Genomic DNA, 25,221 nt, shown 5'->3' with positions numbered 1-25,221 from the left:
TTCTTCAACCTGACGCACCCGGATCGTCGATCGTCGCCACGCCGCCCCGCCACGCGGGCCAGGTTGAGAATTGCTCAGTGGATCAGCCGCAGCCATCCTGCCCGCGCGTTATGACGAACCGATAACGTTTTGCCTGGTCAGGAGCGATCGGGCGGCGGCAGGATGACGCGGTACGCCACGACCGCGAACGCCATCGAGCCGGTGAAGATGGTGGCGAGCCCGACCCAGTTGTTGTCGGCCAGCAGGATGTCGCCCTCGCTGGTGCTGCCCGCGCCCCACATCAGCACCGTGAACCAGGCGACCGCGGGCAGCGCCACCGCCCACTTCGCGCCGACCGTGCGCAGCGCGAACACGGCGAGCGCCACGTTCGCCACGACGGCGCCGAGCGCGGACGCGCCGATCAGGACGCCGCCCAGCCGCAGCGGCGTGAAGAACACCTCCAGCACCGCGGTGACCACCGCGGCCAGCACCACCAGCACGCCGCCGAGGATGCGCAGCAGCAGGTCGGTGACGGTCATGCCCTTCGCCTCCGGCAGCGGCTCCAGCCACTCCGGGTCGATGTCCAGCGCCGGCACCCGGTGCGGGTACGGCGAGGGGGGCGGCGCGCTCACCTCGACAGCGCCCCGGCGGGGACCTCCGCGCCGGCCGGCTCCGTCGCCAGGCCCGCGAACAGGTCGCTCTCCCAGCCGTGCGGGCCGTCGCCCGGGCCACGCTCGCCGTACGCCAGCGTGTAGAACTCCACGCCCATGAACTCGCCGCCGAAGTTGCCCGCGATCGAGTAGAGCCAGGAGTCCAGCGGGATCTGGCTGGCGTGCGCCTTCATCGCCGCCACCTTCGCGTCCGCGGAGTCGGTGGCGTCGATCCGGGCCGCGATCTCCTCGTCCGACGAGCCGAACGGCAACTCGTCCGGCACCTCGACGCCGGAGAACGGGTTGCCCGTGGTCTGCCCGAACTGCTCGATGCCGGCCGCGAGCACGCTGCGCGGCGTGGCCTGGAAGTAGATCTTGTCGGGCCCGAAGCCCTCGGCCCGGGCCAGCTCGCAGGCGCGCATCGTGACCCGGTGCGCCTGGATGTGGTCGGGGTGGCCGTAGAAGCCGTTGTCGTCGTAGGTGACCACCACCTGTGGCCGGACCTCGCGCATGACCTCGACCAGGAAGCCGGCCGCGGTGTCCAGGTCGGCCTGCCAGAACGCGCGCGGGTGCGCGTTGGTGGCCAGGCCCATCATGCCGGAGTCGCGGTAGCGGCCGGCGCCGCCGAGGAACCGCCGGTCGGTCACGCCGAGCGCGGCGCAGGCGGCGGAGAGCTCGGCCGCCCGGTAGCCGCCGAGCTGGTCGGCCGCGTCCGCGGCCAGGCCGATCAGCTCCGGCAGGTGGATCTCGCCCTCCTCGCCGAGCGTGCAGGTCACGAGCGTCACGTGGGCGCCGGCGGCCGCGTAGTGAGCCATCGTCGCGCCGGTCCCGATCGACTCGTCGTCGGGATGGGCATGCACCAGCAGGAGGCGGCGGGCCGCGCTGTGCGTCGTCACCCGAGACACTCTACGCGGGGGCCCGGCCCTCCCCCGAAACAGCCCAAAAGCACGGTTTCTGGAGGATGATCTGACGGTGGACTATCCAGAACTCGCCGCCCGTACCCGCCGGTTCACCAATGGGAGCCCGCTCTCGGTCAGCGTCGCGGGCGACGGCGGCCGGGTGATCTTCATCCGCTCCACCGGGCCGGAGGACCCGGCCGGCTGTCTCTGGATGCTGGACGCCGCCACCGGCGAGGAGCGGCTGGTCGCGGAGCCGGTCGAGCTGGTCGGCGACCGGCGTGAGGGCATCACGTCGTACGCGCTGGACCGCAACGGGCACATCGCGGCGTTCACCGTCGCCGGGCGCCTGTTCCGCGCCGACCTGATCAACGGCGACGTGGTCGAGGTGGTGACGGCCGGGCCGGCGGTCGATCCGCGGCCCGACCCGGCCGGCGAGCGGATCGCGTACCTGACCGCGCACCCCGGGCTGACCGCGCGCGGCGAGCCCACGGCCACGACCGCGCTGCACATCGTGGAGCCGGACGGCACGGATGTCATGCTCGCGGGTGAGCTGGACAGCAACGGCACGGTCTCCTGGGGGGCGATCGACTACCTGGCCGGCGAGGCGTTCGACCGGGGGCGCGGCTACTGGTGGTCGCCGGACGGGCGGACCGTGCTGGCGGCGCGGGTGGACACGTCCCGGCTGCCCCGGGTCTACCTGCACGACCCGGTCGATCCGGGCGAGCCGGCGCCGAGCCTGGCGTACCCGCGGGCCGGCGGGCCGAACCCGCAGGTCAGCCTGCACCTGCTGGACCTGGACGGCGGCTGGGTGGACGTGCACTGGGACCGGGAGACGTACCCGTACCCGGTGGCGGTGCGCTGGGCCGACGGCGGCCCGCTGATCGCGGTGCTGCGCCGGCTGCAGCAGCACGGGCTGGTGCTCTCCGTGGACCCGCGCACCGGCGAGACGCAGGTGCACGCGGAGCTGACCGACCCGCGCTGGGTGGAGCCGGTCGAGGGCACGCCCTGCCACCTTCCGGACGGCCGGGTGCTGGTCGGCGGCGAGCTGGCCCACGACGGATACGACGCGCGCTGCCTGTTCGCGGACGGCAGCCTGCTCACGCCGCCCTCGCTCTACGTGCGCCGGGTGGTCGGCCCGGTCGCCGGCGGCGCGCCGGACCTGCTGGTCGAGGGCACCGACGGCGAGCCCTCGGAGCAGCACGTCTACCGGATTCGGGGCGCGCTCGGCGCGGGCGGCATGGAGGCGAAGCGGCTCACCACGGAGCCGGGCTGGCACGTGGCCGCCGCGGCCGGCGGGCTGCTCGCGATCGGCCGGCTGTCGCTGGACCACGCGGGCACCCAGTGGTCGGTCTGGCGCGGCGACACCCGGATCGGCGGGCTGGCCTCGCACGCGTCGCCGCCGCCGTTCGCGCCGCGGCCCGCGCTGTCCCGGGTCACCGACCGGCGGCTGCCGGCCGCGGTGCTCTACCCGCGCCACCACGCCGGCGGCCGGCTGCCGGTGCTGCTGGACGTCTACGGCGGTCCGGGCCGGCAGGAGGTGCTGGCCGCACGCGCCTGGTGGCTGGAGCGGCAGTGGTGGGCGGACGCCGGCTTCGCCGTCGTGACCATCGACAACCGGGGTACGCCCGGCGTCGCGCCCAGCTTCGAGAAGGTGGTGCACCGGCGGCTGGCCGACATCGCGCTGGCCGACCAGGTGGACGCGCTGGAGGCGCTCGGCGAGAAGCACCCGGACCTGGACCTGCGCCGGATCGCCGTGCGCGGCTGGGCGCTCGGCGGCTGGCTGGCCGCGCTCGCGGTGCTGCGCCGCCCGGACGTCTTCGCCTGCGGGGTGGCGCGCACGCCGCTGACCGACTGGGCGCTGCACAACACCGCGTTCACCGAGCGGTACCTGGGGCTGCCGGACGACGAGGTCTACGCGCGGCACAACCTGGTGGAGATCGCGGCCGAGCCGCCGGTCCGGCCGGACGAGGCGCGCCCGCTGCTGCTGGTGCACGGCATGGCGGACGACTCCATCCTGGCCGCGCACACGCTGCGGCTCTCGGCCGCGATGGTGGCGGCCGGGCGCCCGCACGCGGTGTTGCCGCTCTCCGGGGTGGCGCGGCTGGCCGCGGCCGGGGTGGCGGAGCGGCTGCTGCCGCTGGAGCTGGATTTCGTCCGCCGGCATCTGCCCACCGTTTAGCGTCCGGGTGCTTCACTGGCACGTGTGACGGATTCATCGCCTTCGCCATCGGACCCCGCGCCCGAGCCGGCGCCCGAGGCGCCCGCGCGGCGGGGCATCGGCCGGCGCGGCTGGACGCTGATCGTGGCCGGCGCGCTGGTGCTCATCGTGCTGGTCAGCTGCGGCGCCCTGCTCGCGGTCATGGCGGCCGTGCGCGGCGCGGTCGACCTGAACCGGGAGGACCGGGCCGTGGAGGCGGAGGTGCGCACCGATGTGGACGCGGCCTGTCTCGACCTGGAGCAGCGGCTCAACCGGCTGGTCCCGCCCGGCGCCACGAACGGCCCGGCCGCGCGGGCGAAGGCGATCCGCGACGAGAACGTGGCGGCCCGCCCGTTCCTGCTGGAGCTGGAGCGGGTCCGCGCCGCGCACTCGGCCGGGCACGCCGGGGACTACCTGGACCAGGAGTGGTCGGACGGCTGGCGGCAGGTGATCGAGGCGCGCGCCAGTTACGCGGACGCGCTGGACCGGGCGGCCGGCGGCGGCGACCCCGCGTTCTACCTGCCACCGCGCGACGAGGACGCGGACCCGGTGGCGGACCGGCTGATCGCGGACGGCCCGGACGGGTGCGACGGCCCGCTGCGCCGGCTCACCGAGCCATCGCTGTGAGTCTATGCAAGATCAACCGTCCATCGTGATCAGTGACCTTGGCCACATTGTCCCGTAACGGCCCGGCAGGGGTTTCGTAGTCGGCCCGTAACACCCAGACTCCCTTTCGCATGGTCCACGTCACACACGGCGTAACGTGGGTCACAGACGAGCGCGCGTTCACAGCGTCAGGGGAGCCTGGATGACGACGACGGCGACGGGTCCGGGCCGGGCCGCGATCACGGCCAGAACGCTCCGGGTGGACCGGTGGTGGTTCCCGCCGCTGGTCACGTTCGTGGGGCTGGGCGCCTGGGTCGCCTACGCCACGGTCCGGGTCTTCCTGCACGAGAACTACTGGGTCGAGGCCTACCACTACCTCACGCCGTTCTACTCGCCGTGCGTGACCCAGCGGTGCGTCGAGGAGGCCGCCCACTTCGGACGGTTCCTGCCCGGCTGGTGGATCATCCCGGACGCCGCGATGACGCTGCCGTTCCTGCTGCTGTTCCGGTTGACCTGCTACTACTACCGGAAGGCGTACTACCGGGCGTTCTGGCTGTCGCCGCCGGCCTGCGCGGTGCCGGACGGCCACAAGCGGTACACCGGCGAGACGCGCTTCCCGCTGATCTTCCAGAACGTGCACCGGTACGCGTTCTACGCCGCCGCGGTCATCTCGGTGATCAACACGTACGACGCGGCGCTGGCGCAGGCCACCGGGCTCGGCCTGGGCAACGTGATCCTCTGGGTGAACGTGATCATGCTGTGGGCGTACACGCTGTCCTGCCACTCCTGCCGGCACATCGCGGGCGGTCGGCTCAAGCACTTCTCCAGACACCCGATCCGGTACCGGTTCTGGACGCTCGTGTCGAAACTGAACGTCCGGCACATGCAGCTCGCCTGGATCACGCTCGGCACGCTCGCGCTGACCGACGCGTACATCATGGCGCTGTCCGCGGGCTGGATCTCCGACCTCCGCTTCATCAACTGAGGGCCGACCATGACACGAACAGAACGGCACCGGTACGACGTGGTGGTCATCGGCGCGGGCGGCGCCGGGCTGCGGGCCGCGATCGAGGCGCGGCTGGCCGGGAAGCGGACCGCGATCATCTCGAAGTCGCTGTTCGGCAAGGCGCACACGGTGATGGCCGAGGGCGGCGCCGCGGCCGCGATGGGCAACGTCAACTCGCGCGACAACTGGATGGTCCACTTCCGGGACACCATGCGCGGCGGCAAGTTCCTGAACAACTTCCGGATGGCCGAGCTGCACGCCAAGGAGGCGCCGGAGCGGATCTGGGAGCTGGAGACGTACGGCGCGCTGTTCGACCGGACCAAGGACGGGCGGATATCGCAGCGCAACTTCGGCGGTCACGAGTACCCGCGGCTCGCCCACGTCGGCGACCGGACCGGGCTGGAGATGATCCGCACGCTGCAGCAGAAGATCGTGTCGTTGCAGCAGGAGGACCACCGCGAGTTCGGCGACTACGACGCGCGGCTGCGGGTGTTCGCGGAGACCACGATCACCGAGCTGATGCTGGACGGCGACCGGATCGCCGGCGCGTTCGGCTATTACCGCGAGTCCGGCGAGTTGGTGCTCTTCGAGGCGCCGGCCGTGGTGCTGGCCACCGGCGGCGTCGGCAAGTCGTACAAGGTCACGTCGAACTCGTGGGAGTACACCGGCGACGGGCACGCGCTGGCGCTCCGGGCCGGCGCGAACCTGATCAACATGGAGTTCCTCCAGTTCCACCCGACCGGCATGGTCTGGCCGCCGTCCGTGAAGGGCATCCTGGTCACCGAGTCGGTGCGCGGCGACGGCGGCGTGCTGAAGAACTCCGACGGCAAGCGCTTCATGTTCGGGTACGTCCCCGACGTCTTCCGCAAGCAGTACGCGGAGACCGAGGAGGAGGCCGACCGCTGGTACGACGACCCGGACAACAACCGCCGCCCGCCCGAGCTGCTGCCCCGCGACGAGGTGGCCCGCGCGATCAACACGGAGGTCAAGGAGGGGCGCGGCACCCCGGCCGGCGGCGTCTACCTGGACGTCAGCACCCGCATGCCGGCCGAGACCATCCGCCGGCGACTGCCGTCGATGTACCACCAGTTCAAGGAGCTGGCCGACGTCGACATCACGGCCCAGCCGATGGAGGTGGGCCCGACCTGCCACTACGTGATGGGCGGCGTGGAGGTCGACCCGGACACCGCGGCCGCGCTGGGCGGCGTGCGCGGGCTGTTCGCGGCCGGCGAGGTCTCCGGCGGCATGCACGGCTCCAACCGGCTGGGCGGCAACTCCCTCTCCGACCTGCTGGTCTTCGGCAAGCGCGCGGGCGAGCACGCGGCGGCGTACTGCGACACCGCCGGGCGGCCCCGGGTCTCGGCCGGTGACCTGGCGGCGGCGGTGAGCACCGCGCTCGGCCCGCTGGAGCGCGCCGGCGGCGACAACCCGTACCACCTCCAGCAGGAACTGCAGGCGATCATGGGTGACCTGGTCGGCATCATCCGCCGCGAGTCCGAGCTGTCCGAGGCGCTGAAGCGGCTGCACGAGCTGCGGGCGCGGGTGGCGGGCGTGAGCGCGACCGGCGGCCGGCGCTACAACCCGGGCTGGCACCTCGCGCTCGACCTGCGCAACATGCTGGTGGTCTCCGAGTGCACGGCCCGGGCGGCGCTGGAGCGCACCGAGTCGCGCGGCGGGCACACGCGCGAGGACTTCCCGGCGATGGACCCGGCCTGGCGGCGGGTGAACCTGGTCTGCGCGCTGGACGGCGACGGCGTACGGCTGACCCGGAAGGCGCTGCCCAGGATGCGGCCGGAGCTGCTGCGGCTGTTCGACCGTACCGAGATGTCGAAATACCTGACCGACGAGGAACTGGCCGAGTTCGACGCGCTGCCGGAGGCATGAGCAGATGGGCACGAAGCGCAACTTCAGGGTCTGGCGGGGCGACGCGAGCGGCGGTGAGCTGCGCGACTTCCAGGTCGAGGTGAACGAGGGCGAGGTCGTGCTGGACGTCATCCACCGGTTGCAGGCCACCCAGACGCCGGACCTGGCCTGCCGGTGGAACTGCAAGGCCGGCAAGTGCGGCTCCTGCTCGATGGAGATCAACGGCATGCCGCGGCTGGGCTGCATGACCCGGATGTCGACCTTCACCGAGGACGAGACCGTCACCATCACGCCGCTGCGCACCTTCCCGGTCATCCGCGACCTGGTCACGGACGTGTCCTTCAACTACGACAAGGCGCGCGAGACGCCCGCGTTCGCGCCGCCGCCGTCGCTGGCGCCGGGCGAGTACCGCATGCAGCAGGTCGACGTGGAGCGCTCGCAGGAGTTCCGCAAGTGCATCGAGTGCTTCCTCTGCCAGAACACCTGCCACGTGATCCGCGACCACGAGGAGAACAAGCCGCCGTTCTCCGGGCCGCGCTTCTTCATCCGCGCGGCCGAGCTGGACATGCACCCGCTGGACTCCCAGGCGGACCGCAAGGAGCACGCGCAGGCATCGATGGGCCTGGGCTTCTGCAACATCACGAAGTGCTGCACCGAGGTGTGCCCGGAACACATCAAGATCACCGACAACGCGATCATCCCGATGAAGGAGCGCGTGGTCGACCGCCGCTACGACCCGCTGGTCTGGCTCGGCCGCAAGATCTTCCGCCGGGACCAGCTGGAGGACGCCGCGCCGGACCCGGCCCTGGGCGTGCTGCCGCCCCGCGAGCCGGCCCCGGGCGAACCCGACCGGCAGCGCCCGCACCGGGGCGCGCAGGCGGCCGCGACCGACGACCGCGGGCACCTGCCGCTGACGGAACTGACCTTCGAGAACCAGGCGGCGCCGTCCCCGTTCGGCGACGACGTGACGTTCCCGCTGCCGGTCGAGGACCTGAACTACCACCACCCGGCGCGCGACCGCCCCGGCCGCACCCCCGCCGAGGCGATCTCCGAGGTGGTACGGGACGAGCCGCTCCACTAGCGGTGCCTCCCCGTCATGACTCCGCAGGCGTCCGGCGGCCGCCACGCCCCCGCAACGCCGGCCGCGCCACGCGGCTCGGCCGGCGACGGCCGTCGCGTGGTTCTTCCCCGGCCACGCCGGGACCGGCTCCGTCGCCGCGAGCGGAGCGGAGCGCCAGCGGAGTCGAAGCCCGCGGCGAGGTTGGCCCGCGGGAGCATGCGGGGCTCAGCCGGGCCGGAAGCGGGAAGATTGGGGTCCGGGGTCGTCCCCGGGGCCGGCACAGTGCCCGCGGGAGCATGCGGGACCCAGCCGGGCCGGAAGCGGGAAATCGGTTCTCGGCGCTCAGGAGTGGTCCCGCAGGTGGTTGCGGAGGGCGGCCACGATCGGTACGTCGGCGGGCAGCCAGGGGACGGAGTCGAGCTCGTCCGCGGCGAGCCAGCGGAGTTCGCGGTGCTCCAGCGCGCGTGGCTGGGCGTCGCCGATCAGCTCCGCGAGGTAGACGCGAAGGACCGCCCAGCCGTTGCCGAGCGGCACGTCGCCGCCGAGACGCGCGCCGGCCCGGACCGTGATGCCCAGTTCCTCCGCGCATTCGCGTGCGACCGCGTCGGTCTCGGACTCGCCCGGCTCGACCTTGCCGCCGGGGAACTCGAATCGGCCGGCGACCTCCGGGGGCGCCGAGCGCGCGCAGGCCAGGACGCGTCCGCCGGAGAGGATGGCAGCGCCGACGACGACCTTCGACCTGGCCTGTTCCGTGTACACGGGCAACCAGAGTGCCAGATCAATCGGTATTTCGGGTGGACGGCATCAACTCTTAGTACGACGACAAGGTGGTCCAGTAGCCATGGACACGCCAACCCGTCAGCGGGAAGACTAGGGGCGACACCATGACGACACGGCGACGATTTGGCCACAAGCCGGCAACGACGCCTGGGGGAGGCGTGGCGATGCGTGCTCTCTGGAGCAACAGCGGACGCACAGCGAACCGCGATTATCTGAGTGACGCCCTGACCGTCCTGTCCGGGTGGACCCGCGACGGCCAGCAGCTCAGCCGAACTCTAGCTCTGAACGAGGCACAGCATGCGGACCTGACCGAGCGGATCAAGGTGGCGGCCGACGCGCTGCACCTCCGGCCGGAGATCCGGCGCCTGGAGGGCGAGACCCAGATCCGGGTCGCCGCCGCCGGCGCCGAGTCCATAACGGAAGGTCAGGTGGCACTCGCCGCCCGTATCGAGGACGCGTACCGCACCGTCACCGCCGCCTGATGGTGACGCTCGCCACAGCGCGGCCGGTCTAGCCTTCAGGTCATGGCACAGGCGACCTATGACCGCAAGGAACAGCTGAAGCAGATCGAGAGCGGCCTCCTCGAGGGTGAGGACGTCATCGCCGTCTACGACGCGGTCGGCGTCGGCACCGGCTTCATCGGCCTCACCAACCGCCGCGTGATCATCCAGGACAAGTCGTTCGTCGGCAAGAAGTTCGCGATCACCAGCATCCCCTACGCCAGGGTGACCAGCGTCAGCGTCGTCAGCAACAAGTCGTGGGCCGGCACCTTCTTCGGCTCCAGCACCATCGCGATCAACGTCGGCACCCATACCTACGAGGTCGAGTTCCGCGGCGACCACAAGGCCCACCACGTCCACAACGTCATCCTCTTCTACATCTCGTAGCGTCAGATCCGGGTGGTCGGGAGCGGGGTCTCGGTGACGTCGCCGGTGTCGGTGCGGTGCAGTTCGTAGGCGCCGGCGCCGTCCCGGTCGGTGATCGCCCCGGCCAGCGTGGTGCCGCGGAAGACCAGGCCGGCGCCGTTGTCCGTGGCGTATCCGTGCGGGGCCAGCACGCCCTCGCGCATCAGGCGGTGCATCTGCGGGCGCCGCTGCTCCTCCGCGTCGTAGTGCACGCCGTTCGCGTACGGCAGCCAGCCCAGTCCGCCGGTGAACGCGCGCAGGTCTCGGCCGAAACTGTCGGTGGTGCCGCCGAGCGTCCAGCAGATGCTGCCCGCGGACACGCCGCCCAGCACCACGCCGGCCTGCCACGCCTCGTGCAGGATCTCCGGCAGCCCGTGCACCCGCCAGACCGCCACCATGTTCGCCACGCTGCCGCCGCCGACCCAGATGACGTCCTGCTCCAGCAGGTGCCGCCGGACGTCCCGGTGGTTCGGCATGGGAAACAGCGCCAGGTGCGAGACCGCGAACCCCTCCGCGCTCAGCGCGGCGTAGAACGCGGCACGGGAGTTCATGCTGTCCCCGTCGGCCTGCCCCAGGTAGCACAGCTTCGGCCGCCGCCCACCGGTCCCGGCCAGCTCCGCCGCGTACCGGTAGACCGGCGGCGCCTGCCAGTCGTACGGCCCGGCCCCGGCCCCGCGAAACACCATGCTGGTCGCCAGAATCGTCGGCTCATCCGCCGCCACGACGCCCCCTGTCAGACGTTGAAGCGGAATTCGACGACGTCGCCGTCTTGCATGGTGTAGTCCTTGCCTTCCATGCGGACCTTGCCGGCGGATTTGGCGGCGGCCATGGAGCCGGCGGCGATGAGGTCGTCGAAGCCGACGATCTCGGCCTTGATGAAGCCGCGCTGGAAGTCCGAGTGGATGACGCCGGCGGCCTCGGGGGCGGTGGCGCCGATCGGGATGGTCCAGGCGCGGGCCTCCTTGGGGCCGGCCGTCAGGTAGGTCTGGAGGCCGAGCGTGCGGAAGCCGACGCGGATCAGCTGGTTGAGGCCCGGCTCGGTCTGGCCGATGGACTCGAGCAGCTCGCGGGCCTCGTCCTCGGGGAGGTCGATCAGCTCGGACTCGATCTTGGCGTCCATGAAGACGGCCTCGGCCGGCGCGACCAGCGCGCGCAGCGAGTCGAGGAACTCCGCGTTGGCCAGCTCCTCCTCGTCGACGTTGAAGACGTAGAGGAACGGCTTGGTGGTGAGCAGGTGCAGCTCGCGCAGCTCGTCGACCTCGATGCCGGCCGCGGCGGCGCCCGCGTAGAGCGTGGTGCCCTCGTTGAGCAGCTCGGCGGCGGCCTTGGCGGCGGCGGCGATGCCCGCCCGGTCCTTCTTGAGCTTCGCCTCCTTCTCCAGGCGCGGGATCGCCTTCTCCAGCGTCTGCAGGTCGGCGAGGATCAGCTCGGTGTTGATCGTCTCGATGTCGTCCTTGGGCGAGACCTTGCCGTCGACGTGCACCACGTTCGGGTCGGAGAACGCGCGGACCACCTGGCAGATCGCGGAGGCGTCGCGGATGTTCGCCAGGAACGCGTTGCCGCGGCCCTGGCCCTTGGACGCGCCGCGGACCAGGCCGGCGATGTCGACGAACGAGACCGGCGCCGGGATGACCTTCTGCGACTCGAAGAGCGAGGCCAGCTTGTCCAGCCGCTCGTCCGGCAGCCCGACCACGCCGACGTTCGGCTCGATCGTGGCGAACGGGTAGTTCGCCGCGAGCACGTCGTTCTTGGTCAGGGCGTTGAACAGGGTGCTCTTGCCGACGTTGGGCAGGCCGACGATGCCGATGCTGAGACTCACGACTGACCAGCTTAGTGCCCGCGCGGATCGCGCCGGTCCGGCCTATCGTCTTCGGTGATGATCTATCGATATCTGGCCGTCGCGGTGCTCGCCCGGTTCGCGGACGAGGGCGCCCGGGTGGCGCTGCTCCTGCTGGCGCTGGACACGACCGGCAGCACGTTCTTCGGCGGTGCGCTGGCCGCCGCGTTCATGGTGCCGCACGTGCTGGCGGCGTCCGCGGTCGGCGTGATCGCGGACCGGGCCCGCCGCCGGGCGCCGGTCTACGCGCTGTTCCTCGGCGGGTACGGTGCGGCGCTGGCCGTGTGCGGCCTGCTCACCGGCGTGCTCCCGGCCGCGGTGGTGCTGCTCGTCGCGGTGCTCGGCGGTGCCTGCGCGCCGCTGGGCTTCGGCGGCCTGTCCAGCCTGATCAAGGAGTTGTTCCCGGCCGGGCGGCGGGACCGGGTCTACGGGCTGGACGTGATGACCTACAACCTGGCCGGCATCTGCGGCCCCGCCACGGCGGCCGTGGTGGCGGAGACGCCCGGCCCGCGCGCGGCGACGCTGCTGCTCGGCGGTGGTGCGCTCACGGCCGGGCTGGTGGTGCTGTCGCTGCCGCTGACCCGGCGCGAGGCGCCGGCCGCCACGCTGGGCGGCATGCTGACCGGCGGGTTCGGCGCGATCTGGCGAATCCGCCGGCTGCGCGCGGTGACGCTGGCGACCAGCCTGGGCGCGGGCGCGACCGGCGCGTTCCCGCTGATCGCGGCGCTGCTGGCGATCGAGTACCACGCCGGGTACGCCTCCGGCGCGCTGCTGTCCGCGGCCGCGATCGGCGGGATGGCCGGATCGCTGCTGTACGCGCGGTACCCGATCGGCGCGCGCCGTCCGGAACGTACCGTGATGATCTGTCTGGTGGCCTCCGCGCTGCCGCTGGCCGCGGTGCCGTTCGTGCCCGGCGTGATCCCCGCGGCCCTGCTCTTCGGCGCGGCCGGGTTCTTCTTCGGGCCGCAGTCGGCCGCGCTGTTCACCAGCCGGGACCGGCACGCGCCGGCCGCGGTGCACACGCAGGTCTTCACGCTCGGCGCCGGGCTGAAGGTGACCACAGCGGCGCTGGGCACCGCGCTCGCCGGGTACGCGGCCGGCGCCGGCGCGCACGGCCTGCTGTTCGCGGCCGCGGGCGTGCACGCGGCGGCCGGCGTGCTGGGCGCGGCCGTACTCGCCAGAGATTGAGATCGGGTGCAACCGGCACCGCGGCTGAGGCGTGCCGTTGGTGCGAACCGACAGTCGTCCGTCACGGGGAGGAACTCGACATGATCAAGAAGATCGGCGTGCTGGCACTGGCGCTGGCGCTCACGGCGTGCACCAACGGAGGCGAGGAGGAGGCGAGGGCACCCCAGCCGGCGCCGTCCACCATCTCCGCGCCCGCCGCCGCCTCCGCCGCCGCCCCGGCGCCATCGGCGACCGGCGCGGCCCCGCCCGCGACCAGCGAAGCCCCACCGGCGGCGCCCGGTGAGACCGGCACCGGCGACTGGCAGTCCGCGCTGGCCGCGGCGCTGGCGTGCCCGGCCGCCGCGATGCCGGTCGAGCAGGGTGCGGTGGCCAACCGCGACGTGACCGGCGACGGCGTGGCGGACGTCCTGGTCGCGGCCTCCTGCACCGCGTCCACGTCGAGCTGGCCGTCCGTGGTGCACGCGTACGACGGCGCGCCGCCCGCGGGTGGCTGGCGGCGGCTGGGCGTGCTGCTCACGTACCAGGACGGCGAGGACGACCGCGGCCTTCGGGTGAAGAAGCTCTTGCTGGAGAACGGCACCGTGGTGGTCACCTCACGCGCGTTCACCGAGAAGGACGACAACGCGTCCGGCGGCAGCCTGACCGTGACGGACCGGTTCACCTGGACCGGCCGGGGTTTCGAGCGGGGCGAACGTACGATCGCCTAGCGATGACGACTTCTCCCCGTCTCCCGGGCGGCACCCAGGTGGTGCTCCGGGAGGCCTCCCTGGACCAGGCCGGCGCCCGCGTGCAGCGCGGCGCGACCGGTCGCGTGGTCGGCGACGCGGAGTCCGGCGGATACCTGATCCGGCTCACCGACGGCCGCCAGATCACGGCCGGGCGCGGCGACCTGGCGCTGCGCAAGGCCTACCAGCGGGACGCGACCCGGTCCGGGCCGGTCACGGACGACCACCGCTACGTCACGGATCACACGATCTACGCCGCGGTGGTCGGTTCGCGCGCGTTCGGGCTGGACGTCGAGGGCTCGGACACCGACCTGCGCGGTGTCTACGCGGCACCGGCGGACGCGTTCTGGTCGCTGCGCAAGCCGCCGCGGCACGTGGAGGGTCCCGCCCCGGAGCAGTTCTCCTGGGAGGTGGAGCGCTTCTGCGAGCTGGCCCTGAAGGCGAACCCGAACCTGCTGGAGGTGCTGCACTCGCCGATGGTGGAGACGATCACGCCGCTCGGCGAGGAACTGGTGGAGCTGCGCGGCGCGTTCCTGTCCCAGCTGATGTACCAGACCTACTCCGGTTATGTACTGAGTCAGTTCAAGAAGATCGAGGCGGACCTGCGGCGGGACGGGGAACCGCGCTGGAAGCACGTGATGCACCTGCTCCGGCTGCTGCTGGCCTGCCGGGACGTGCTCGCGACCGGCGCGTTCCGCACCGACGCGGGCGAACACCGCGAACGGCTGCTGTCGGTACGGCGGGGCGAGCGCGCCTGGCCGGAGGTGGAGACCTGGCGGCTGTCGCTGCACGCGCAGATCGACGACGCGCTGGACGCCACGCCGCTGCCCGCCGTGCCGGACGCGGCCCGCGTCGACGCCTGGCTGCGCTCGGTGCGGGCCCGCAGCGCGCGGGAGGCGCTGGCGTGACGCGCGACATGACCGTGCTGGACCTGGCGGAGCTGCGCGCGATCACGGCCGGTCAGCCGTACCCGCTGCTGTTCGTGACCGTCTCCGGCGCGCACCTCTACGGCTTCCCGAGCCGGGACTCGGACGTCGACCTGCGCGGCGCGCACCTGCTGCCGATCGAGGAGGTGGTCGGGCTGCGGACCGGCCGGGACACGATCGACACCGGGTGGGAACAGGACGGCGCCGAGATCGACCTGGTCACGCACGACGCGTTCAAGTTCTTCCGGCTGCTGCTGAGCCGCAACGGGTACGTGCTGGAGCAGCTGCTCTCGCCGATCGTGGTGGCCGGATCGCCCGCGCACGAGGAACTGGTGGCGCTCGGCCCGGACACGGTGACCCGCCACCACGCGCACCACTACCGCGGCTTCGCGCAGACCCAGCACCGGCTCTACGCCAAGTCCGGGGAGCTCAAGCCGCTGCTGTACACGTTCCGGGCGTACCTGACCGGCCTGCACCTGATGCGGTCCGGCGAGCTGAGCGCGCACCTGCCCACGCTGGCCGGGATCGTGCCCGAGGCACCCGGATACCTGCCCGAGCTGATCGCGGCGAAGGCGGCCGGCGAGCACCGGGCCGCCACCGGGTTCGGGCCGGGCGACGACCGGCTGGCCACCGACCTCGCCACGCTGGAGGCCGCGCTGGAGCAGGCCCGCGCGTCGACCCACCTGCCCGAGCGGCCGGGTGCGGCGGACGCGGTGCACGACCTGCTGGTCCGGCTGCGTACCGGCAGGTCATGATCTGGTCCGGGACGCGACGTGCTGAGTTCGCGAGGACGCCCGGCGCGCGTACGATCGGCCGTATGGCGGAAAAGGTGACCCTCGGCCTGAGGGCGGACACCCTGGCCCGGGCGCGGGCGGCCGCGGCCGAGGAGGGTCTCACGCTCTCGGCGTGGCTGGACCGCGCGGTCCGGCGCGAGGCGCTGCGGCAGGCGGCCCGGCGCCACGAGGAGTGGCTCACCGCCAACCCCGACGTCCGCGACGAGTTGGACGGCTTCGACCGTCTGGCGGAGAAGCTCGAGACCAACTGGAACGACCTCTCCGACGCAGCGTGAACCGGGGCGAGATCTGGACCATCGGTGGCCGCAGCGACCTGCGGTACCGGGTGGTGGTCCTGTCCGGCGACTCACACAACGAGCGCCCCAGCGCCGCCCCGTTCTGCGCCCCGATCGTGCGCCAGCGCGGCTCGACGGAGCTGCCCCCGTTCGCGGTGCCGCTCGCGGAGGCGGACCCGCTGTCGGGCGTCGTGGTGGTGAACCGGATGCGCCGGCTGCCGGCGAGCGCGGGCGCGGAGAAGGTCGGCATGATCACCGGTGCCAGCCTGGCCCGGCTCAGCGAGGCGATCCGGGACCTTTTCGAGCTGTGACCGTCGCTCCCGCGGGCACTGCGCCAGCCCCGGGAACAACCCCGGACCCCATATTCCCGCTTCCGGCGCGGCCGGTTTCCGCATGCTCCCGCGGGCAAACCTCGCCGCGCGCTCCGACTCCGCTGGCGCTCCGCTCCGCTCGCGGCGACGGAGCCGGTCCCGGCGTGGCCAGGACAAACCTACGCGGCCTCCGCCGGCCTGATCTCGTGACGCGCGTGGCGTTCCGCCGCGGAACCTCGGTCGCGACGGGCATCCCGTTCCGGAACGTGACCGGCGGCGCGCCGCCGACCACGGCCCGGCTGTCGCAGGCCCTGGCACGTCGTCTCGGAAACCGCACGCGGCGGCCGCCGCCGGCCGGGTCTCATGGCGCGCGCGGACGTCCCTGCCGACAGCGGAAAATCGCCGGCAGGGGCGACGTGCTGCCGTGGACGTCGCGGGTCCGGGCGGCCCCCCAGCCGCCCGGACCCGATCCCCACCCCCCGGGATCAGGCCTCGCGGCGGGACGTGATCGCGCCGGCGAGTGCGGTCGCGAGGCCCGCGTAGATGGCGAAGACGGCGGTGCCGGCCGCGGCGGTCAGGTAGACCGGCTCCCAGGCGGACTGGCCGGTGCCGATCTGGACGGCCAGCACGTAGACGACGATGCCGCCGGCGCCGATCAGCGCGGCGGCGGGCACGCGCAACGCGCGCAGCGCGGCCCAGAGGGCCAGCGGGATGACGGCGGCCGGGATCGCCAGCAGGATCAGGCCGGCGCCGATGTTGGCGTCCGGGCTCTCCGGCCACAGCAGGCTGCCGAGCCCGAAGACGACGGCGGATGACGCGGCCCAGGCGACCGCGAAGACGGCGGCCCCGGCGACCGCGCCGAGGAGGACCTGCCGGAGCCCGGCACTCGTGCGACTCATGGGGACGATCCTGCCGCCGCGCGCGGTGCCGGCCCTGAGTGCCGGTACTCAAAACTGCCCGGGGTCTCCCCCAGCACCCGGGTGAAGTCGCGGATGAAGTGCGACTGGTCGAAGTAGCCGAGGTCCGCCGCGACCTGGGACGGCCCGCCGGAGTCCGGATCGGCCAGCCGCTCGGCCGCCTCGTGCAGCCGGTAGCGGGACAGCACCGCCTTGGGCGTCACACCCACGTACGCCCGGAACAGCCGCTGCAGCGAGCGCGCGGACAGGCCGAACCGGGCGGCCACCTCGTCCACCCGGCGCACCTCGCGGTCGTGCAGCAGCACCCGGATGATCCGCCCGACCAGCGCGACCGCCGGATCCGGCGCGGGCCACCGGGCCAGCAGGTGCCGCTCCACGGCCGCGGCCATCTCGTCCGGACCCCGGGCCGCGGCCAGCGCGTCGCGCAGCTCGCCGGCCCGGTCGAGCGGCCGGACCCGGTCGGTCAGCTCGGCCAGCTGGCCGGGCCAGAACGGCGCGAAGCCACCCGGCCGGAACTTCACCCCAAAGACGAAACCCCGGCCCGCCAGCGGGTACGTGAACAGGCCGCGACCCACTCCGTTGATCATCACGTCGGTCCCCGGAAGCCAGGTCAGGTTCACGCACGGGTGCGGCAGCAGCGTGGCCCGCGAGGTCCGCCCGTCCGGCAGGTCCCAGTCGACCAGCCAGTGCCGCTCCACCAGCTCGGACACCGCGTCGGACGGGGCCAGCCGGGTCACCCGGTAGTCACGGGCGCCGAGCAGCCCGCGCGTGCTGGTGGTCGCCTGTCGCGTTTGTCCAAGCGCGGTCGCCGTCATGGGACAAGCATGGACCCCATGTCTGACAAAAACGTGGCTCCGGCCGGATACGCCCAGGTCAGCCTCTTCTTCACGGTGAACGAGGCGGCCAAGGCGCTGGACTTCTACCGGGACGTCTTCGGCGCGGCCGTGCCGGTGCGGATGGAGGCGCCGGACGGCTCGATCATGCACGCCGAGGTGGAGATCAACGGGGTGCGGTTCCAGCTCAGCGAGCCGATGCCGGCGTACGGGATCGTGCCGCCACCGGCCGAGGGGAACGCGTTCACGGTCACGCTGTGGGTGCCGGACCCGGACGAGGTCTTCGCGCGCGCGGTGGCGGCCGGCGCCACACCGCTGTCCGAGGTCGCGGACGTCTTCTCCGGCGACCGGATGGGTGTGCTGCGCTGCCCGTTCGGCGTGCGCTGGGCGATCGCGCGGCACGACCGGGACGTACCGGTGGAGGAGATCCAGGCCGCGGCGCTGGAGTGGGCGTCCTAGGGGGCCAGCGCCTCGATGAGTTCGTCGGCGCGGCGGGCGGCGGCGGCCGGGTCGGCGTCCGGCGCGCCGATCAGCGGGTCCCAGTTCAGGTCGTGGAAGACCTCGGTGACGCCGGCCTCGGCGAGCCGGTCCACGTCCGCCCGGATCTGCGCGTATGAACCGGTGAGCGGCGTGCGCCCGGCCTCCGGCAGCGCGTCGCCGGCCCGGACCGGGCCGCGGCTGACCACGCGGATCGCGGCCGGGTCGCGGCCCGCGCCGGCCGCGGCGGCGCGCACGATGGCCACGCTGTCGCCGATCTCGGCCAGGTTCGCCTTGCTGCGGCTGATCCAGCCGTCGGCGAGGCGACCGGCCCGGCGCAGCGCGGCCGGTGCGGAGCCGCCGAGCAGGATCGGCGGGCCGGGGCGCTGGACCGGCAGCGGATGCTGGTAGCCGGGCGGGAGCCGGTAGAACTCGCCCTCGTGGGCGGCGCCGGAGCCGGACCAGAGCGTGCGGAGCACCCGGACGTACTCGCCGATCCGCGCGCCGCGCCGGGCCGGGTCCGCGCCGGTCGCGACGAACTCCGGCGCGGACCAGCCGCTGCCCAGGCCCAGATCGAGGCGGCCGGCGGAGAGCACGTCCAGCGTGGTGGCCTGCTTGGCCAGGTGCGGCGGCGGCACGAACGGCGCGTTCACCACCGCGACGCCGAGCCGGATCCGGCTGGTGTGCGCGGCCGCGTACGCGAGCGCGATCAGCGGGTCGAGCACGCTGCGGTAGACCGGGTCCGGCTGCGGGTCGGCCGGGACGTAGAGCCGCTGGAACGTCCAGAGTGAGTGGTATCCGAGCCGCTCCGCGCGAGTGGCCACGGCCGCGATCCGCTCCGGGGTGGCCCACGCGCCGGCCACCGGGAGGCCGAGTCCGACATGCATGGCCCCACCGTACCGACCGGCGGACCGGTCACGGTGATGTCCGAAACCCGCGAGCCACCGGCCGGGCGGCGGGGGCAGGATCGAAGGCGTGGAGTTGGACTTCGAGCGCTGCTACCGGGCCGTGGACAGCCGCGATCCGCGGTTCGACGGGTGGTTCTTCACGGCCGTGACGTCGACCGGCATCTACTGCCGGCCGTCCTGCCCGGCCGTCACCCCGCGCCGGGAGAACGTGCGGTTCTACCCGTCCGCCGCCGCCGCGCAGGGCAACGGGTTCCGTGCCTGCCGGCGCTGCCGGCCGGACGCGGCGCCCGGCTCGCCGGAGTGGGATTCGCGGGCCGACGCGGTGGGCCGTGCCATGCGGCTGATCGGCGACGGCGTGGTCGACCGCGAGGGCGTGTCCGGGCTGGCCCGTCGGCTCGGTTACACGGAGCGGCACCTGCACCGCATGCTCGCGGCCGAGGTGGGCGCCGGCCCGTTGGCGCTGGCCCGGGCGCAGCGCGCGCAGACCGCGCGGATCTTGATCGAGACCACCGGGCTGGGCCTGACGGAGATCGCGTTCGCGGCCGGTTTCGGCAGCGTGCGGCAGTTCAACGAGACGATGCAGCAGGTCTTCGACGCCAGCCCGTCCCGGCTGCGCGAGATGCGGCGGCAGCGCGCCGGGTGGACGCTGCCCGGCCCGGCCGGGGCGGCCGGGCCCGGCGTGGTCCACCTGCGGATGTCCTATCGCGCGCCGCTGCACGCGCCCGCGCTGCTCGGCTTCCTGGCGGCCCGCGCGATTCCCGGCGTGGAGGAGGCGGACGGCGAGACCTACCGGCGCGCGCTGGCGCTGCCGAACGGTCCGGCGATCGCCGAGCTGACGCCGCGTCCCGGTTACGTGGCGGCCACGCTGCGGATGGCCGACATGCGCGACGTGGCGCCCGCGGTGGCCCGCTGCCGCCGCCTGCTCGACCTCGACGCCGACCCGGACGCGATCGACGGCACGCTCGACGCCGACCCGCATCTCTCGCCCTCGGTGTCGGACGAGCCGGGCGTGCGTGTCCCGCGCGCGGTCGACGGCTTCGAGATGGCCCTGCGCGCGGTGATCGGCCAGCAGATCTCGGTCGCCTCCGCCCGAGCGGTCCTGAAACACCTGGTCACCGCCGCGGCCCGCGAGCCCGCCGACGACGGGTGCGCGCGTGACGGGCTGGTGCCTTTTCCGGGCGCGGAGCGGCTGCTGGCGCTGCCGGATTCGGCGTTCCGGATGCCGGCCGCGCGGCGGGAGACGCTGCGTGCGCTGGCGGCGGCGGTGGCGGGCGGGCTGACGCTCGATCCGGGGGCCGATCGGGTGGAGATCACCGCCCGGCTGACCGCGCTGCCCGGGATCGGCGCGTGGACCGCGGGTTACGTGGCGCTGCGCGCGCTCGGCGACCCGGACGTGCTGCTCCCCACCGACCTGGCCGTGCGCAAGGGCGCGGCGGCGCTCGGCCTGCCGCACACGCCCGCCGCGCTGGTCGCGCGCGCGGAGCGCTGGCGTCCCTGGCGGTCGTACGCGCTGATCCGGCTGTGGCGCGCGGCGGCGGCTCCCGCCCTGGTGACCGCCGGTTTCTCCACCCCCGAGATTCGAGGAGAGCAATGATGATCACATTGGACTACGCGACCATGCCGACGCCGGCCGGGCCGCTGACCATCGTGGCCGGGCCGGACGGGCGGGTGCGCGCCACCGGTTTCACCGCGGACGTGCCGGGCCTGGTGGCGCTGATCCACCCGACCCTGCGCGGCGGCGAGCCGCGGGAGCGCGCGGACCTGGGTGATGTCACCGCGAAGGTGCGGTCCTACCTGGACGGTGATCTGACCGCGATCGACGACGTGGCGGTGCATCAGCACACCGGTGGCGTGTTCATGGCGCACGCCTGGGAGGTGATGCGCCGGATCAAGGCGGGCGAGCCGGTCAGTTACACGCGCTTCGCCGAGTTGTCCGGGCGGCCGGCGGCGGTGCGGGCGGCAGCGGCGGCCTGCGCGCGGAACGCGGTGGCGTTCTTCGTGCCGTGTCACCGGGTGTTGCGCACCGATCAGAGGCTCGGCGGTTACCGCTGGGGCCTGGACGTCAAGCGCTGGCTGCTCGATCACGAGGCCCGGGTGTGACGGCGCTGGATGCCTCCCATCGAGCGGATATCGAGGAAGTTGCTACCGTCACTGTGTGCAGCGTGATCGCCACTGGACTCTGAGTATTGGCCCACACCATCGGCCTGCACGGAATTTATGGCGAGTTAGGCGTTATCTCCGTCCGTACCGATGGCAGATGCTCTGGTTGCTCCTGACCGGGCTCGGCGGGGCCGGTGCGAGCCTGGCCGTCCCGCTGGTGGTGCAGCGGGTCGTGGACGGGCCCGTCGCGCGCGGTGACACCCGCGGGTTGCTGCTGCTCGGCGCGCTGGCGCTGGCGTTCGGCGTGGTCGAGGCCGCACTGATCTTCGTCCGGCGCTGGACGCACGCGGCCGCCGCGGTCGGGCTGGAGGCGGCGATCCGGGACGACCTGTACGCCCACCTCCAGCGACTGCCGGTGTCCTTCCACGACCGGTGGCAGTCCGGGCAGTTGCTCTCCCGTGCCACCAGCGACCTCGGCGTGATCCGGCGGTTCCTGTCGTTCGGGCTGATCTACCTGGTGGTCAACACGATCACCTACGTGACGGTGACAGCCATGCTGATCCGGCTCTACTGGCCGCTCGGCCTGGTCGTGGCCGCCAGCGCGGTGCCGCTGTTCATCTTCGCGCGGCAGTTCGCCCGCGGATACCTCCAGGCCTCGCGCGCGCTCCAGGAACAGCAGGGCGACGTGGCCACGCTGGTCGAGGAGACCGCGCTCGGGCTGCGGACCATCCGGTCGTACGGCCGCAGCCGCTTCATGGCCGCACGGTTCGCGGACGAGATCGGCGAGCTGCGCGACATCGCGGTCGACAAGGCCGTGCTGCTGTCCCGCGCGTCCGCCAAGTTCGACCTGGTGCCGAACCTGACGCTGGCCGTGGTGCTGGTCGGCGGCTCGCTCGCGGTGGCGAACGGCGAGCTGACCATCGGCCGGCTGGTCGCGTTCGCGTCGTTGCAGCTGATGCTGATCTGGCCGATCGAGTCGCTGGGCTGGATCATCGCGAACGGGCAGGAGTCGATGACCGCGGCCGACCGCGTCTTCGAGGTGATGGACACGCGGCCCGCGGTCACGGACACGCCGCACGCGCGCGCCGTGGAGCCCGGGCCCGGCCGGATCGTCTTCCACGACGTGCACTTCCGCTATCCCGGCACCACCCAGGAGGTGCTGCGCGGCGTCGACCTGGAGGTGCGGCCCGGCGAGACGATGGCGATCGTCGGCGTCACCGGCAGCGGCAAGACGTCGCTGGTCTCGCTGGTCCCCCGGCTGTACGACACGACCGCCGGCCACATCACGCTGGACGGCACCGACCTGCGCGACATCCGGTTGGACTGCCTGCGCGGCCTGGTCGGCGTGGCGTTCGAGGAGCCGGTGCTGTTCTCCATGTCGGTCCGGGAGAACGTCACGCTGGGCGCGCCCGGGGCCACCGACGAGCAGATCGCCGAGGCGCTCGCGGTCACCCAGGCCGGTTACGTCTACGACCTGCCCTGGGGCCTGGAGACCCGGATCGGCGAGCAGGGGCTGTCGCTCTCCGGGGGGCAGCGGCAGCGGCTCGCGCTGGCCCGGGCCGTGCTCGCCCGCCCGCGCGTGCTGGTGCTCGACGACCCGCTCTCCGCGCTGGACGTGCACACCGAGGCGCTGGTCGACGACGCGCTGGCCCGTGTGCTGAAGGGCACGACCGCGCTGCTGGTGGTGCACCGGCCGTCCACGATCGCGCACGCGGACCGGGTCGCGCTGCTCGCGGACGGGCGGATCGCGGCCGTCGGCACGCACTCCGAGCTGCTGGCGACCGTGCCGGCGTACCGCGCGGTGCTGGCCGCCGAGACCGCACCGGCTCAAGGATCATGAGCGCGCCGGGCGGGGCCGGCGTGACGGCCGACCGGAAGGCGTGGCGCGGCCGGGCCGTCGAGGAGGACGCGGAGCGGGCCGCGGCCGAGGCGCCGGACGAACGCGCGGTGCTGCGGCTGCGTACCCGCAGCCGGCGTCTGCTCGGTGATCTTCTGCGGCCGCACCGGCGACTGCTCGGCGGCGCGGTCGCGCTGCTGCTACTGCAGAACGCGGCGGGCATGGCCGGGCCGTTCCTGGTCATGCTGATCATCGACCGGGGCATACCGCCGCTGGCCGGCCACGGCGACGCCGGGCTGTTGCTGCTGCTCGGCACCGCGTTCCTGGCCGCCGCGCTCACCGAGTACGCCACGAAGCGCGGGTTCCTGCTGCTCTCCGCGCGGATCGGCCAGGCCGTGCTGTTCGACCTGCGGCAACGGGTGTACGACACGTTCCAGCGGCTCAGCGTCGGGTTCCACGAGCGGTACACGTCCGGGCGGATGGTGGCACGGCTGACCAGCGACATGGACTCGATCGCGGAACTCTTCGACGGCGGCATCGACGACCTGGTGCTGGCCGGGCTGTCCGTGCTCTCCGTGACCGGCATCCTGCTCTGGCTGGACGTGCCACTGGCGCTGGTCACGCTGCTGTCGTTCCCGTTCCTGCTGCTGATCTCGCGGTGGTTCGCGCGGGCGTCGTCGCTGGCCTACCGGCGCAGCCGCGAGGCGGTGGCGCTGCTGATCGTCTGGTTCGGGGAGTCGCTGGGCGGCATCCGGGCCGTGCACGCGTTCCGGCGCGAGCCGCGCAACCAGCAGATATTCGCCGGGATAAACGACGACAACCGGCGGGCCACGCTACACGCGTACCGGCTGATCGCGATCTACTCCCCCACGATCAAGCTGATCGGCAACGTGACCGTGGCGGTGCTGCTCACCTACGGCGGCTGGCAGGTGATGCACGGCCGGGCCGAGGTGGGCGTGCTGGCCGCGTTCCTGCTCTACCTGCGCCGGTTCTTCGAGCCGATGCAGGAGCTGAGCCAGTTCTACAACGCGCTGCAGTCCGCCACCGCGGCACTGGAGAAGCTGGCCGCCGTGCTGGACGAGAAGCCGTCCGTGCCGGAGCCGGAGCGGCCACGCGCGCTGCCGGCCGGCCGTCCGCCGGGCCGGGTGGAGCTGTCCGGCATCGAGTTCGCGTACCGGCCGGGGAAGGTGGTGCTGCCCGAACTGTCGGTCGAGATCGCGGCCGGGCAGACCGTGGCGCTGGTCGGCGCGACCGGCGCCGGCAAGTCCACGATCGCGAAGCTGGCCGCCCGGTTCTACGACCCGACGACCGGCGCGGTCCGGCTGGACGGCGTCGACCTGCGCGAACTCGCGGACGCCCAGCTTCGCCGCGCGGTCGTCATGGTGACGCAGGAGAACCACATCTTCTCCGGCACGATCGCGGACAACATCCGGTTCGGCCGTCCGGACGCCGGTGACGAGGAGGTACGCGCGGCGGCCGCGACCATCGGCGCGGACGAGTTCATCCGCCGCCTGCCGGACGGATACGACACGGACGTGCACAAACGCGGCGGCCGGCTCTCCGCCGGGCAGCGGCAGCTCGTCGCGTTCGCCCGGGCGTTCCTCGCGGACCCGGCGGTGCTGATCCTGGACGAGGCCACGTCCGCACTCGACGTGCCGAGCGAGCGCCTGGTCCAGCGCGCGCTGCGCACCATCCTGGCGGACCGCACCGCACTGGTCATCGCGCACCGGCTGTCCACGGTGGAGATCGCGGACCGGGTGCTGGTGCTGCACGAGGGGCGCGTGGTCGAGGACGGCCCGCCGTCCTCGCTGATCCACGCCGGCGGCCGCTACGCCGCCCTCCACCAGCAGTGGCGCGAGTCCCTCATCTGAGCCCGGCTTCCCGCACGTGCGCCGGCCCTGTCGCCCGCGGACCGCGCCTCGCCCAGGTAGCCGATCGTCGCCGCCCCCGCGCGGGTAAGCAGAGCAAAGCGGGCCGGAAGACGCGCCCGACCCGCCCGGGTAAGCAGAGCAAAGCGGGACGGATGGCGCGCTGCGGGGAGAGGGTGAGCGCGACTCGCGGGGTCTTCGGTGACCACACGGACGCCGGCTCCGACCGGCGGACCGGAGCGGAGCGCCAGCGGAGTCGGAGGGAAGCCGGAGGTTTGCC

At 73.1% G+C, this 25,221-nt stretch carries 26 protein-coding genes; 18 read left to right on the top strand and 8 right to left on the bottom strand.

Annotated elements, in window-relative coordinates:
- Nucleotides 1-137: 137 nt before the first annotated feature.
- Together J2S41_RS38075 and mshB are read right to left on the bottom strand one after the other, a co-directional pair.
- Nucleotides 138-611: a hypothetical protein gene (locus J2S41_RS38075; protein WP_310375619.1), complete on the bottom strand. Its 474-nt coding sequence runs from the start codon at nucleotides 609-611 to the stop codon at nucleotides 138-140.
- Nucleotides 608-1,534, bottom strand: a complete 927-nt coding sequence (gene mshB, locus J2S41_RS38070; RefSeq protein WP_310375618.1) for an N-acetyl-1-D-myo-inositol-2-amino-2-deoxy-alpha-D-glucopyranoside deacetylase — start codon at nucleotides 1,532-1,534, stop codon at nucleotides 608-610. Before mshB ends, J2S41_RS38075 begins: the two co-directional genes overlap by 4 nt.
- Nucleotides 1,535-1,601: 67 nt before the next feature.
- On the opposite strand from mshB, the gene J2S41_RS38065 reads away from it, so the two are divergent.
- From J2S41_RS38065 to J2S41_RS38045, 5 genes are all read left to right on the top strand, one after another.
- Nucleotides 1,602-3,707 carry a S9 family peptidase gene (locus tag J2S41_RS38065; protein ID WP_310375617.1) on the top strand — a complete coding sequence of 702 codons (2,106 nt, stop codon included), beginning with the start codon at nucleotides 1,602-1,604 and terminating at the stop codon, nucleotides 3,705-3,707.
- Nucleotides 3,708-3,731: 24 nt separating this feature from the next.
- Nucleotides 3,732-4,352, top strand: coding sequence for a hypothetical protein (locus J2S41_RS38060; RefSeq protein WP_310375615.1), 621 nt, complete (start codon nucleotides 3,732-3,734; stop codon nucleotides 4,350-4,352).
- 181 nt (nucleotides 4,353-4,533) lie between these two features.
- Nucleotides 4,534-5,316, top strand: coding sequence for a succinate dehydrogenase subunit SdhC (gene sdhC / locus J2S41_RS38055; RefSeq protein ID WP_310375613.1), 783 nt, complete (start codon nucleotides 4,534-4,536; stop codon nucleotides 5,314-5,316).
- A gap of 9 nt (nucleotides 5,317-5,325) precedes the next feature.
- Nucleotides 5,326-7,221, top strand: a complete 1,896-nt coding sequence (locus J2S41_RS38050; protein ID WP_310375611.1) for a fumarate reductase/succinate dehydrogenase flavoprotein subunit — start codon at nucleotides 5,326-5,328, stop codon at nucleotides 7,219-7,221.
- A 4-nt stretch (nucleotides 7,222-7,225) separates the two neighbouring features.
- On the top strand, nucleotides 7,226-8,281 hold the full coding sequence (locus tag J2S41_RS38045; protein ID WP_310375610.1) for a succinate dehydrogenase/fumarate reductase iron-sulfur subunit: 1,056 nt from the start codon (nucleotides 7,226-7,228) through the stop codon (nucleotides 8,279-8,281).
- A 321-nt stretch (nucleotides 8,282-8,602) separates the two neighbouring features.
- On the opposite strand, the gene J2S41_RS38040 is transcribed toward J2S41_RS38045, so the two are convergent.
- Nucleotides 8,603-9,019, bottom strand: a complete 417-nt coding sequence (locus J2S41_RS38040) for a (deoxy)nucleoside triphosphate pyrophosphohydrolase (protein WP_310375608.1) — start codon at nucleotides 9,017-9,019, stop codon at nucleotides 8,603-8,605.
- Nucleotides 9,020-9,204: 185 nt separating this feature from the next.
- Between J2S41_RS38040 and J2S41_RS38035 the strand changes: the two genes are divergently transcribed.
- Both J2S41_RS38035 and J2S41_RS38030 read left to right on the top strand, forming a co-directional pair.
- Nucleotides 9,205-9,522, top strand: coding sequence for a 4a-hydroxytetrahydrobiopterin dehydratase (locus tag J2S41_RS38035; protein WP_310375606.1), 318 nt, complete (start codon nucleotides 9,205-9,207; stop codon nucleotides 9,520-9,522).
- Between the two features lie 42 nt (nucleotides 9,523-9,564).
- Nucleotides 9,565-9,927: a PH domain-containing protein gene (locus J2S41_RS38030; RefSeq protein ID WP_310375604.1), complete on the top strand. Its 363-nt coding sequence runs from the start codon at nucleotides 9,565-9,567 to the stop codon at nucleotides 9,925-9,927.
- A 2-nt stretch (nucleotides 9,928-9,929) separates the two neighbouring features.
- Here J2S41_RS38030 and J2S41_RS38025 read toward each other — a convergent pair whose 3' ends face one another.
- Nucleotides 9,930-10,667 (bottom strand): Type 1 glutamine amidotransferase-like domain-containing protein, encoded by a 738-nt coding sequence (locus tag J2S41_RS38025; RefSeq protein WP_310375603.1) that lies wholly within the window; start codon nucleotides 10,665-10,667, stop codon nucleotides 9,930-9,932.
- An 11-nt stretch (nucleotides 10,668-10,678) separates the two neighbouring features.
- Nucleotides 10,679-11,764 carry a redox-regulated ATPase YchF gene (gene ychF, locus J2S41_RS38020; RefSeq protein ID WP_310375601.1) on the bottom strand — a complete coding sequence of 362 codons (1,086 nt, stop codon included), beginning with the start codon at nucleotides 11,762-11,764 and terminating at the stop codon, nucleotides 10,679-10,681.
- Nucleotides 11,765-11,821: 57 nt separating this feature from the next.
- Between ychF and J2S41_RS38015 the strand changes: the two genes are divergently transcribed.
- From J2S41_RS38015 to J2S41_RS37990, 6 genes are all read left to right on the top strand, one after another.
- Nucleotides 11,822-12,970, top strand: a complete 1,149-nt coding sequence (locus tag J2S41_RS38015) for an MFS transporter (RefSeq protein WP_310375599.1) — start codon at nucleotides 11,822-11,824, stop codon at nucleotides 12,968-12,970.
- An 80-nt stretch (nucleotides 12,971-13,050) separates the two neighbouring features.
- Nucleotides 13,051-13,677 carry a hypothetical protein gene (locus tag J2S41_RS38010; protein ID WP_310375598.1) on the top strand — a complete coding sequence of 209 codons (627 nt, stop codon included), beginning with the start codon at nucleotides 13,051-13,053 and terminating at the stop codon, nucleotides 13,675-13,677.
- Nucleotides 13,678-13,679: 2 nt separating this feature from the next.
- Entirely contained in the window at nucleotides 13,680-14,603 is a 924-nt protein-coding gene (locus tag J2S41_RS38005) for a nucleotidyltransferase domain-containing protein (protein WP_310375596.1), read from the top strand.
- 8 nt (nucleotides 14,604-14,611) lie between these two features.
- The gene (locus J2S41_RS38000) at nucleotides 14,612-15,376 is read left to right on the top strand and encodes a nucleotidyltransferase domain-containing protein (RefSeq protein ID WP_310376843.1); all 765 of its coding nucleotides are present in this window, start codon (nucleotides 14,612-14,614) and stop codon (nucleotides 15,374-15,376) included.
- Between the two features lie 62 nt (nucleotides 15,377-15,438).
- Nucleotides 15,439-15,690: a hypothetical protein gene (locus J2S41_RS37995; RefSeq protein ID WP_310375595.1), complete on the top strand. Its 252-nt coding sequence runs from the start codon at nucleotides 15,439-15,441 to the stop codon at nucleotides 15,688-15,690.
- Nucleotides 15,687-16,001 (top strand): type II toxin-antitoxin system PemK/MazF family toxin, encoded by a 315-nt coding sequence (locus tag J2S41_RS37990; RefSeq protein WP_310375594.1) that lies wholly within the window; start codon nucleotides 15,687-15,689, stop codon nucleotides 15,999-16,001. The genes J2S41_RS37995 and J2S41_RS37990 overlap by 4 nt, the downstream gene beginning before the upstream one ends.
- Nucleotides 16,002-16,486: 485 nt before the next feature.
- Here J2S41_RS37990 and J2S41_RS37985 read toward each other — a convergent pair whose 3' ends face one another.
- Together J2S41_RS37985 and J2S41_RS37980 are read right to left on the bottom strand one after the other, a co-directional pair.
- Nucleotides 16,487-16,900 (bottom strand): hypothetical protein, encoded by a 414-nt coding sequence (locus J2S41_RS37985; RefSeq protein WP_310375592.1) that lies wholly within the window; start codon nucleotides 16,898-16,900, stop codon nucleotides 16,487-16,489.
- Nucleotides 16,897-17,733 (bottom strand): helix-turn-helix domain-containing protein, encoded by an 837-nt coding sequence (locus J2S41_RS37980; RefSeq protein ID WP_310375590.1) that lies wholly within the window; start codon nucleotides 17,731-17,733, stop codon nucleotides 16,897-16,899. The genes J2S41_RS37985 and J2S41_RS37980 overlap by 4 nt, the downstream gene beginning before the upstream one ends.
- Nucleotides 17,734-17,751: 18 nt before the next feature.
- Here J2S41_RS37980 and J2S41_RS37975 point away from each other — a divergent pair, with 18 nt between their 5' ends.
- Nucleotides 17,752-18,210 (top strand): VOC family protein, encoded by a 459-nt coding sequence (locus tag J2S41_RS37975; RefSeq protein ID WP_310375588.1) that lies wholly within the window; start codon nucleotides 17,752-17,754, stop codon nucleotides 18,208-18,210.
- On the opposite strand, the gene J2S41_RS37970 is transcribed toward J2S41_RS37975, so the two are convergent.
- Nucleotides 18,207-19,115, bottom strand: a complete 909-nt coding sequence (locus tag J2S41_RS37970; RefSeq protein WP_310375586.1) for a TIGR03619 family F420-dependent LLM class oxidoreductase — start codon at nucleotides 19,113-19,115, stop codon at nucleotides 18,207-18,209. The genes J2S41_RS37975 and J2S41_RS37970 overlap by 4 nt on opposite strands.
- Nucleotides 19,116-19,203: 88 nt before the next feature.
- Between J2S41_RS37970 and J2S41_RS37965 the strand changes: the two genes are divergently transcribed.
- The 4 genes from J2S41_RS37965 (at nucleotide 19,204) to J2S41_RS37950 (ending at nucleotide 24,944) form a co-directional block, all read left to right on the top strand.
- Entirely contained in the window at nucleotides 19,204-20,730 is a 1,527-nt protein-coding gene (locus tag J2S41_RS37965) for an AlkA N-terminal domain-containing protein (protein WP_374728231.1), read from the top strand.
- Nucleotides 20,730-21,236: a methylated-DNA--[protein]-cysteine S-methyltransferase gene (locus J2S41_RS37960; RefSeq protein ID WP_310375584.1), complete on the top strand. Its 507-nt coding sequence runs from the start codon at nucleotides 20,730-20,732 to the stop codon at nucleotides 21,234-21,236. The genes J2S41_RS37965 and J2S41_RS37960 overlap by 1 nt, the downstream gene beginning before the upstream one ends.
- 157 nt (nucleotides 21,237-21,393) lie before the next feature.
- Nucleotides 21,394-23,076 (top strand): ABC transporter ATP-binding protein, encoded by a 1,683-nt coding sequence (locus J2S41_RS37955; protein WP_310375582.1) that lies wholly within the window; start codon nucleotides 21,394-21,396, stop codon nucleotides 23,074-23,076.
- On the top strand, nucleotides 23,073-24,944 hold the full coding sequence (locus J2S41_RS37950) for an ABC transporter ATP-binding protein (RefSeq protein WP_374728230.1): 1,872 nt from the start codon (nucleotides 23,073-23,075) through the stop codon (nucleotides 24,942-24,944). The genes J2S41_RS37955 and J2S41_RS37950 overlap by 4 nt, the downstream gene beginning before the upstream one ends.
- Nucleotides 24,945-25,221: the final 277 nt, after the last annotated feature.

The organism is Catenuloplanes atrovinosus, assembly GCF_031458235.1.
Taxonomy (GTDB): domain Bacteria; phylum Actinomycetota; class Actinomycetes; order Mycobacteriales; family Micromonosporaceae; genus Catenuloplanes; species Catenuloplanes atrovinosus.
Note: the sequence above shows the minus strand (reverse complement) of the source record. Positions and strands in the feature narration are given on the sequence as shown.

Excerpts from the sequence above, each read along its gene's own strand:
- J2S41_RS38050 (WP_310375611.1), top strand. The coding sequence starts at position 5,326 with ATGACACGAACAGAACGGCACCGGTACGACGTGGTGGTCATCGGCGCG.
- J2S41_RS37970 (WP_310375586.1), bottom strand. The coding sequence starts at position 19,115 with ATGCATGTCGGACTCGGCCTCCCGGTGGCCGGCGCGTGGGCCACCCCG.
- J2S41_RS37985 (WP_310375592.1), bottom strand. The coding sequence starts at position 16,900 with ATGAGTCGCACGAGTGCCGGGCTCCGGCAGGTCCTCCTCGGCGCGGTC.
- J2S41_RS37950 (WP_374728230.1), top strand. The coding sequence starts at position 23,073 with ATGAGCGCGCCGGGCGGGGCCGGCGTGACGGCCGACCGGAAGGCGTGG.
- J2S41_RS38015 (WP_310375599.1), top strand. The coding sequence starts at position 11,822 with ATGATCTATCGATATCTGGCCGTCGCGGTGCTCGCCCGGTTCGCGGAC.
- J2S41_RS38030 (WP_310375604.1), top strand. The coding sequence starts at position 9,565 with ATGGCACAGGCGACCTATGACCGCAAGGAACAGCTGAAGCAGATCGAG.
- J2S41_RS38045 (WP_310375610.1), top strand. The coding sequence starts at position 7,226 with ATGGGCACGAAGCGCAACTTCAGGGTCTGGCGGGGCGACGCGAGCGGC.
- J2S41_RS37995 (WP_310375595.1), top strand. The coding sequence starts at position 15,439 with ATGGCGGAAAAGGTGACCCTCGGCCTGAGGGCGGACACCCTGGCCCGG.
- J2S41_RS38035 (WP_310375606.1), top strand. The coding sequence starts at position 9,205 with ATGCGTGCTCTCTGGAGCAACAGCGGACGCACAGCGAACCGCGATTAT.
- J2S41_RS37980 (WP_310375590.1), bottom strand. The coding sequence starts at position 17,733 with ATGACGGCGACCGCGCTTGGACAAACGCGACAGGCGACCACCAGCACG.
- J2S41_RS38000 (WP_310376843.1), top strand. The coding sequence starts at position 14,612 with ATGACCGTGCTGGACCTGGCGGAGCTGCGCGCGATCACGGCCGGTCAG.
- J2S41_RS37975 (WP_310375588.1), top strand. The coding sequence starts at position 17,752 with ATGTCTGACAAAAACGTGGCTCCGGCCGGATACGCCCAGGTCAGCCTC.
- J2S41_RS38010 (WP_310375598.1), top strand. The coding sequence starts at position 13,051 with ATGATCAAGAAGATCGGCGTGCTGGCACTGGCGCTGGCGCTCACGGCG.
- J2S41_RS37955 (WP_310375582.1), top strand. The coding sequence starts at position 21,394 with ATGCTCTGGTTGCTCCTGACCGGGCTCGGCGGGGCCGGTGCGAGCCTG.
- sdhC (WP_310375613.1), top strand. The coding sequence starts at position 4,534 with ATGACGACGACGGCGACGGGTCCGGGCCGGGCCGCGATCACGGCCAGA.
- J2S41_RS37960 (WP_310375584.1), top strand. The coding sequence starts at position 20,730 with ATGATCACATTGGACTACGCGACCATGCCGACGCCGGCCGGGCCGCTG.
- J2S41_RS38005 (WP_310375596.1), top strand. The coding sequence starts at position 13,680 with ATGACGACTTCTCCCCGTCTCCCGGGCGGCACCCAGGTGGTGCTCCGG.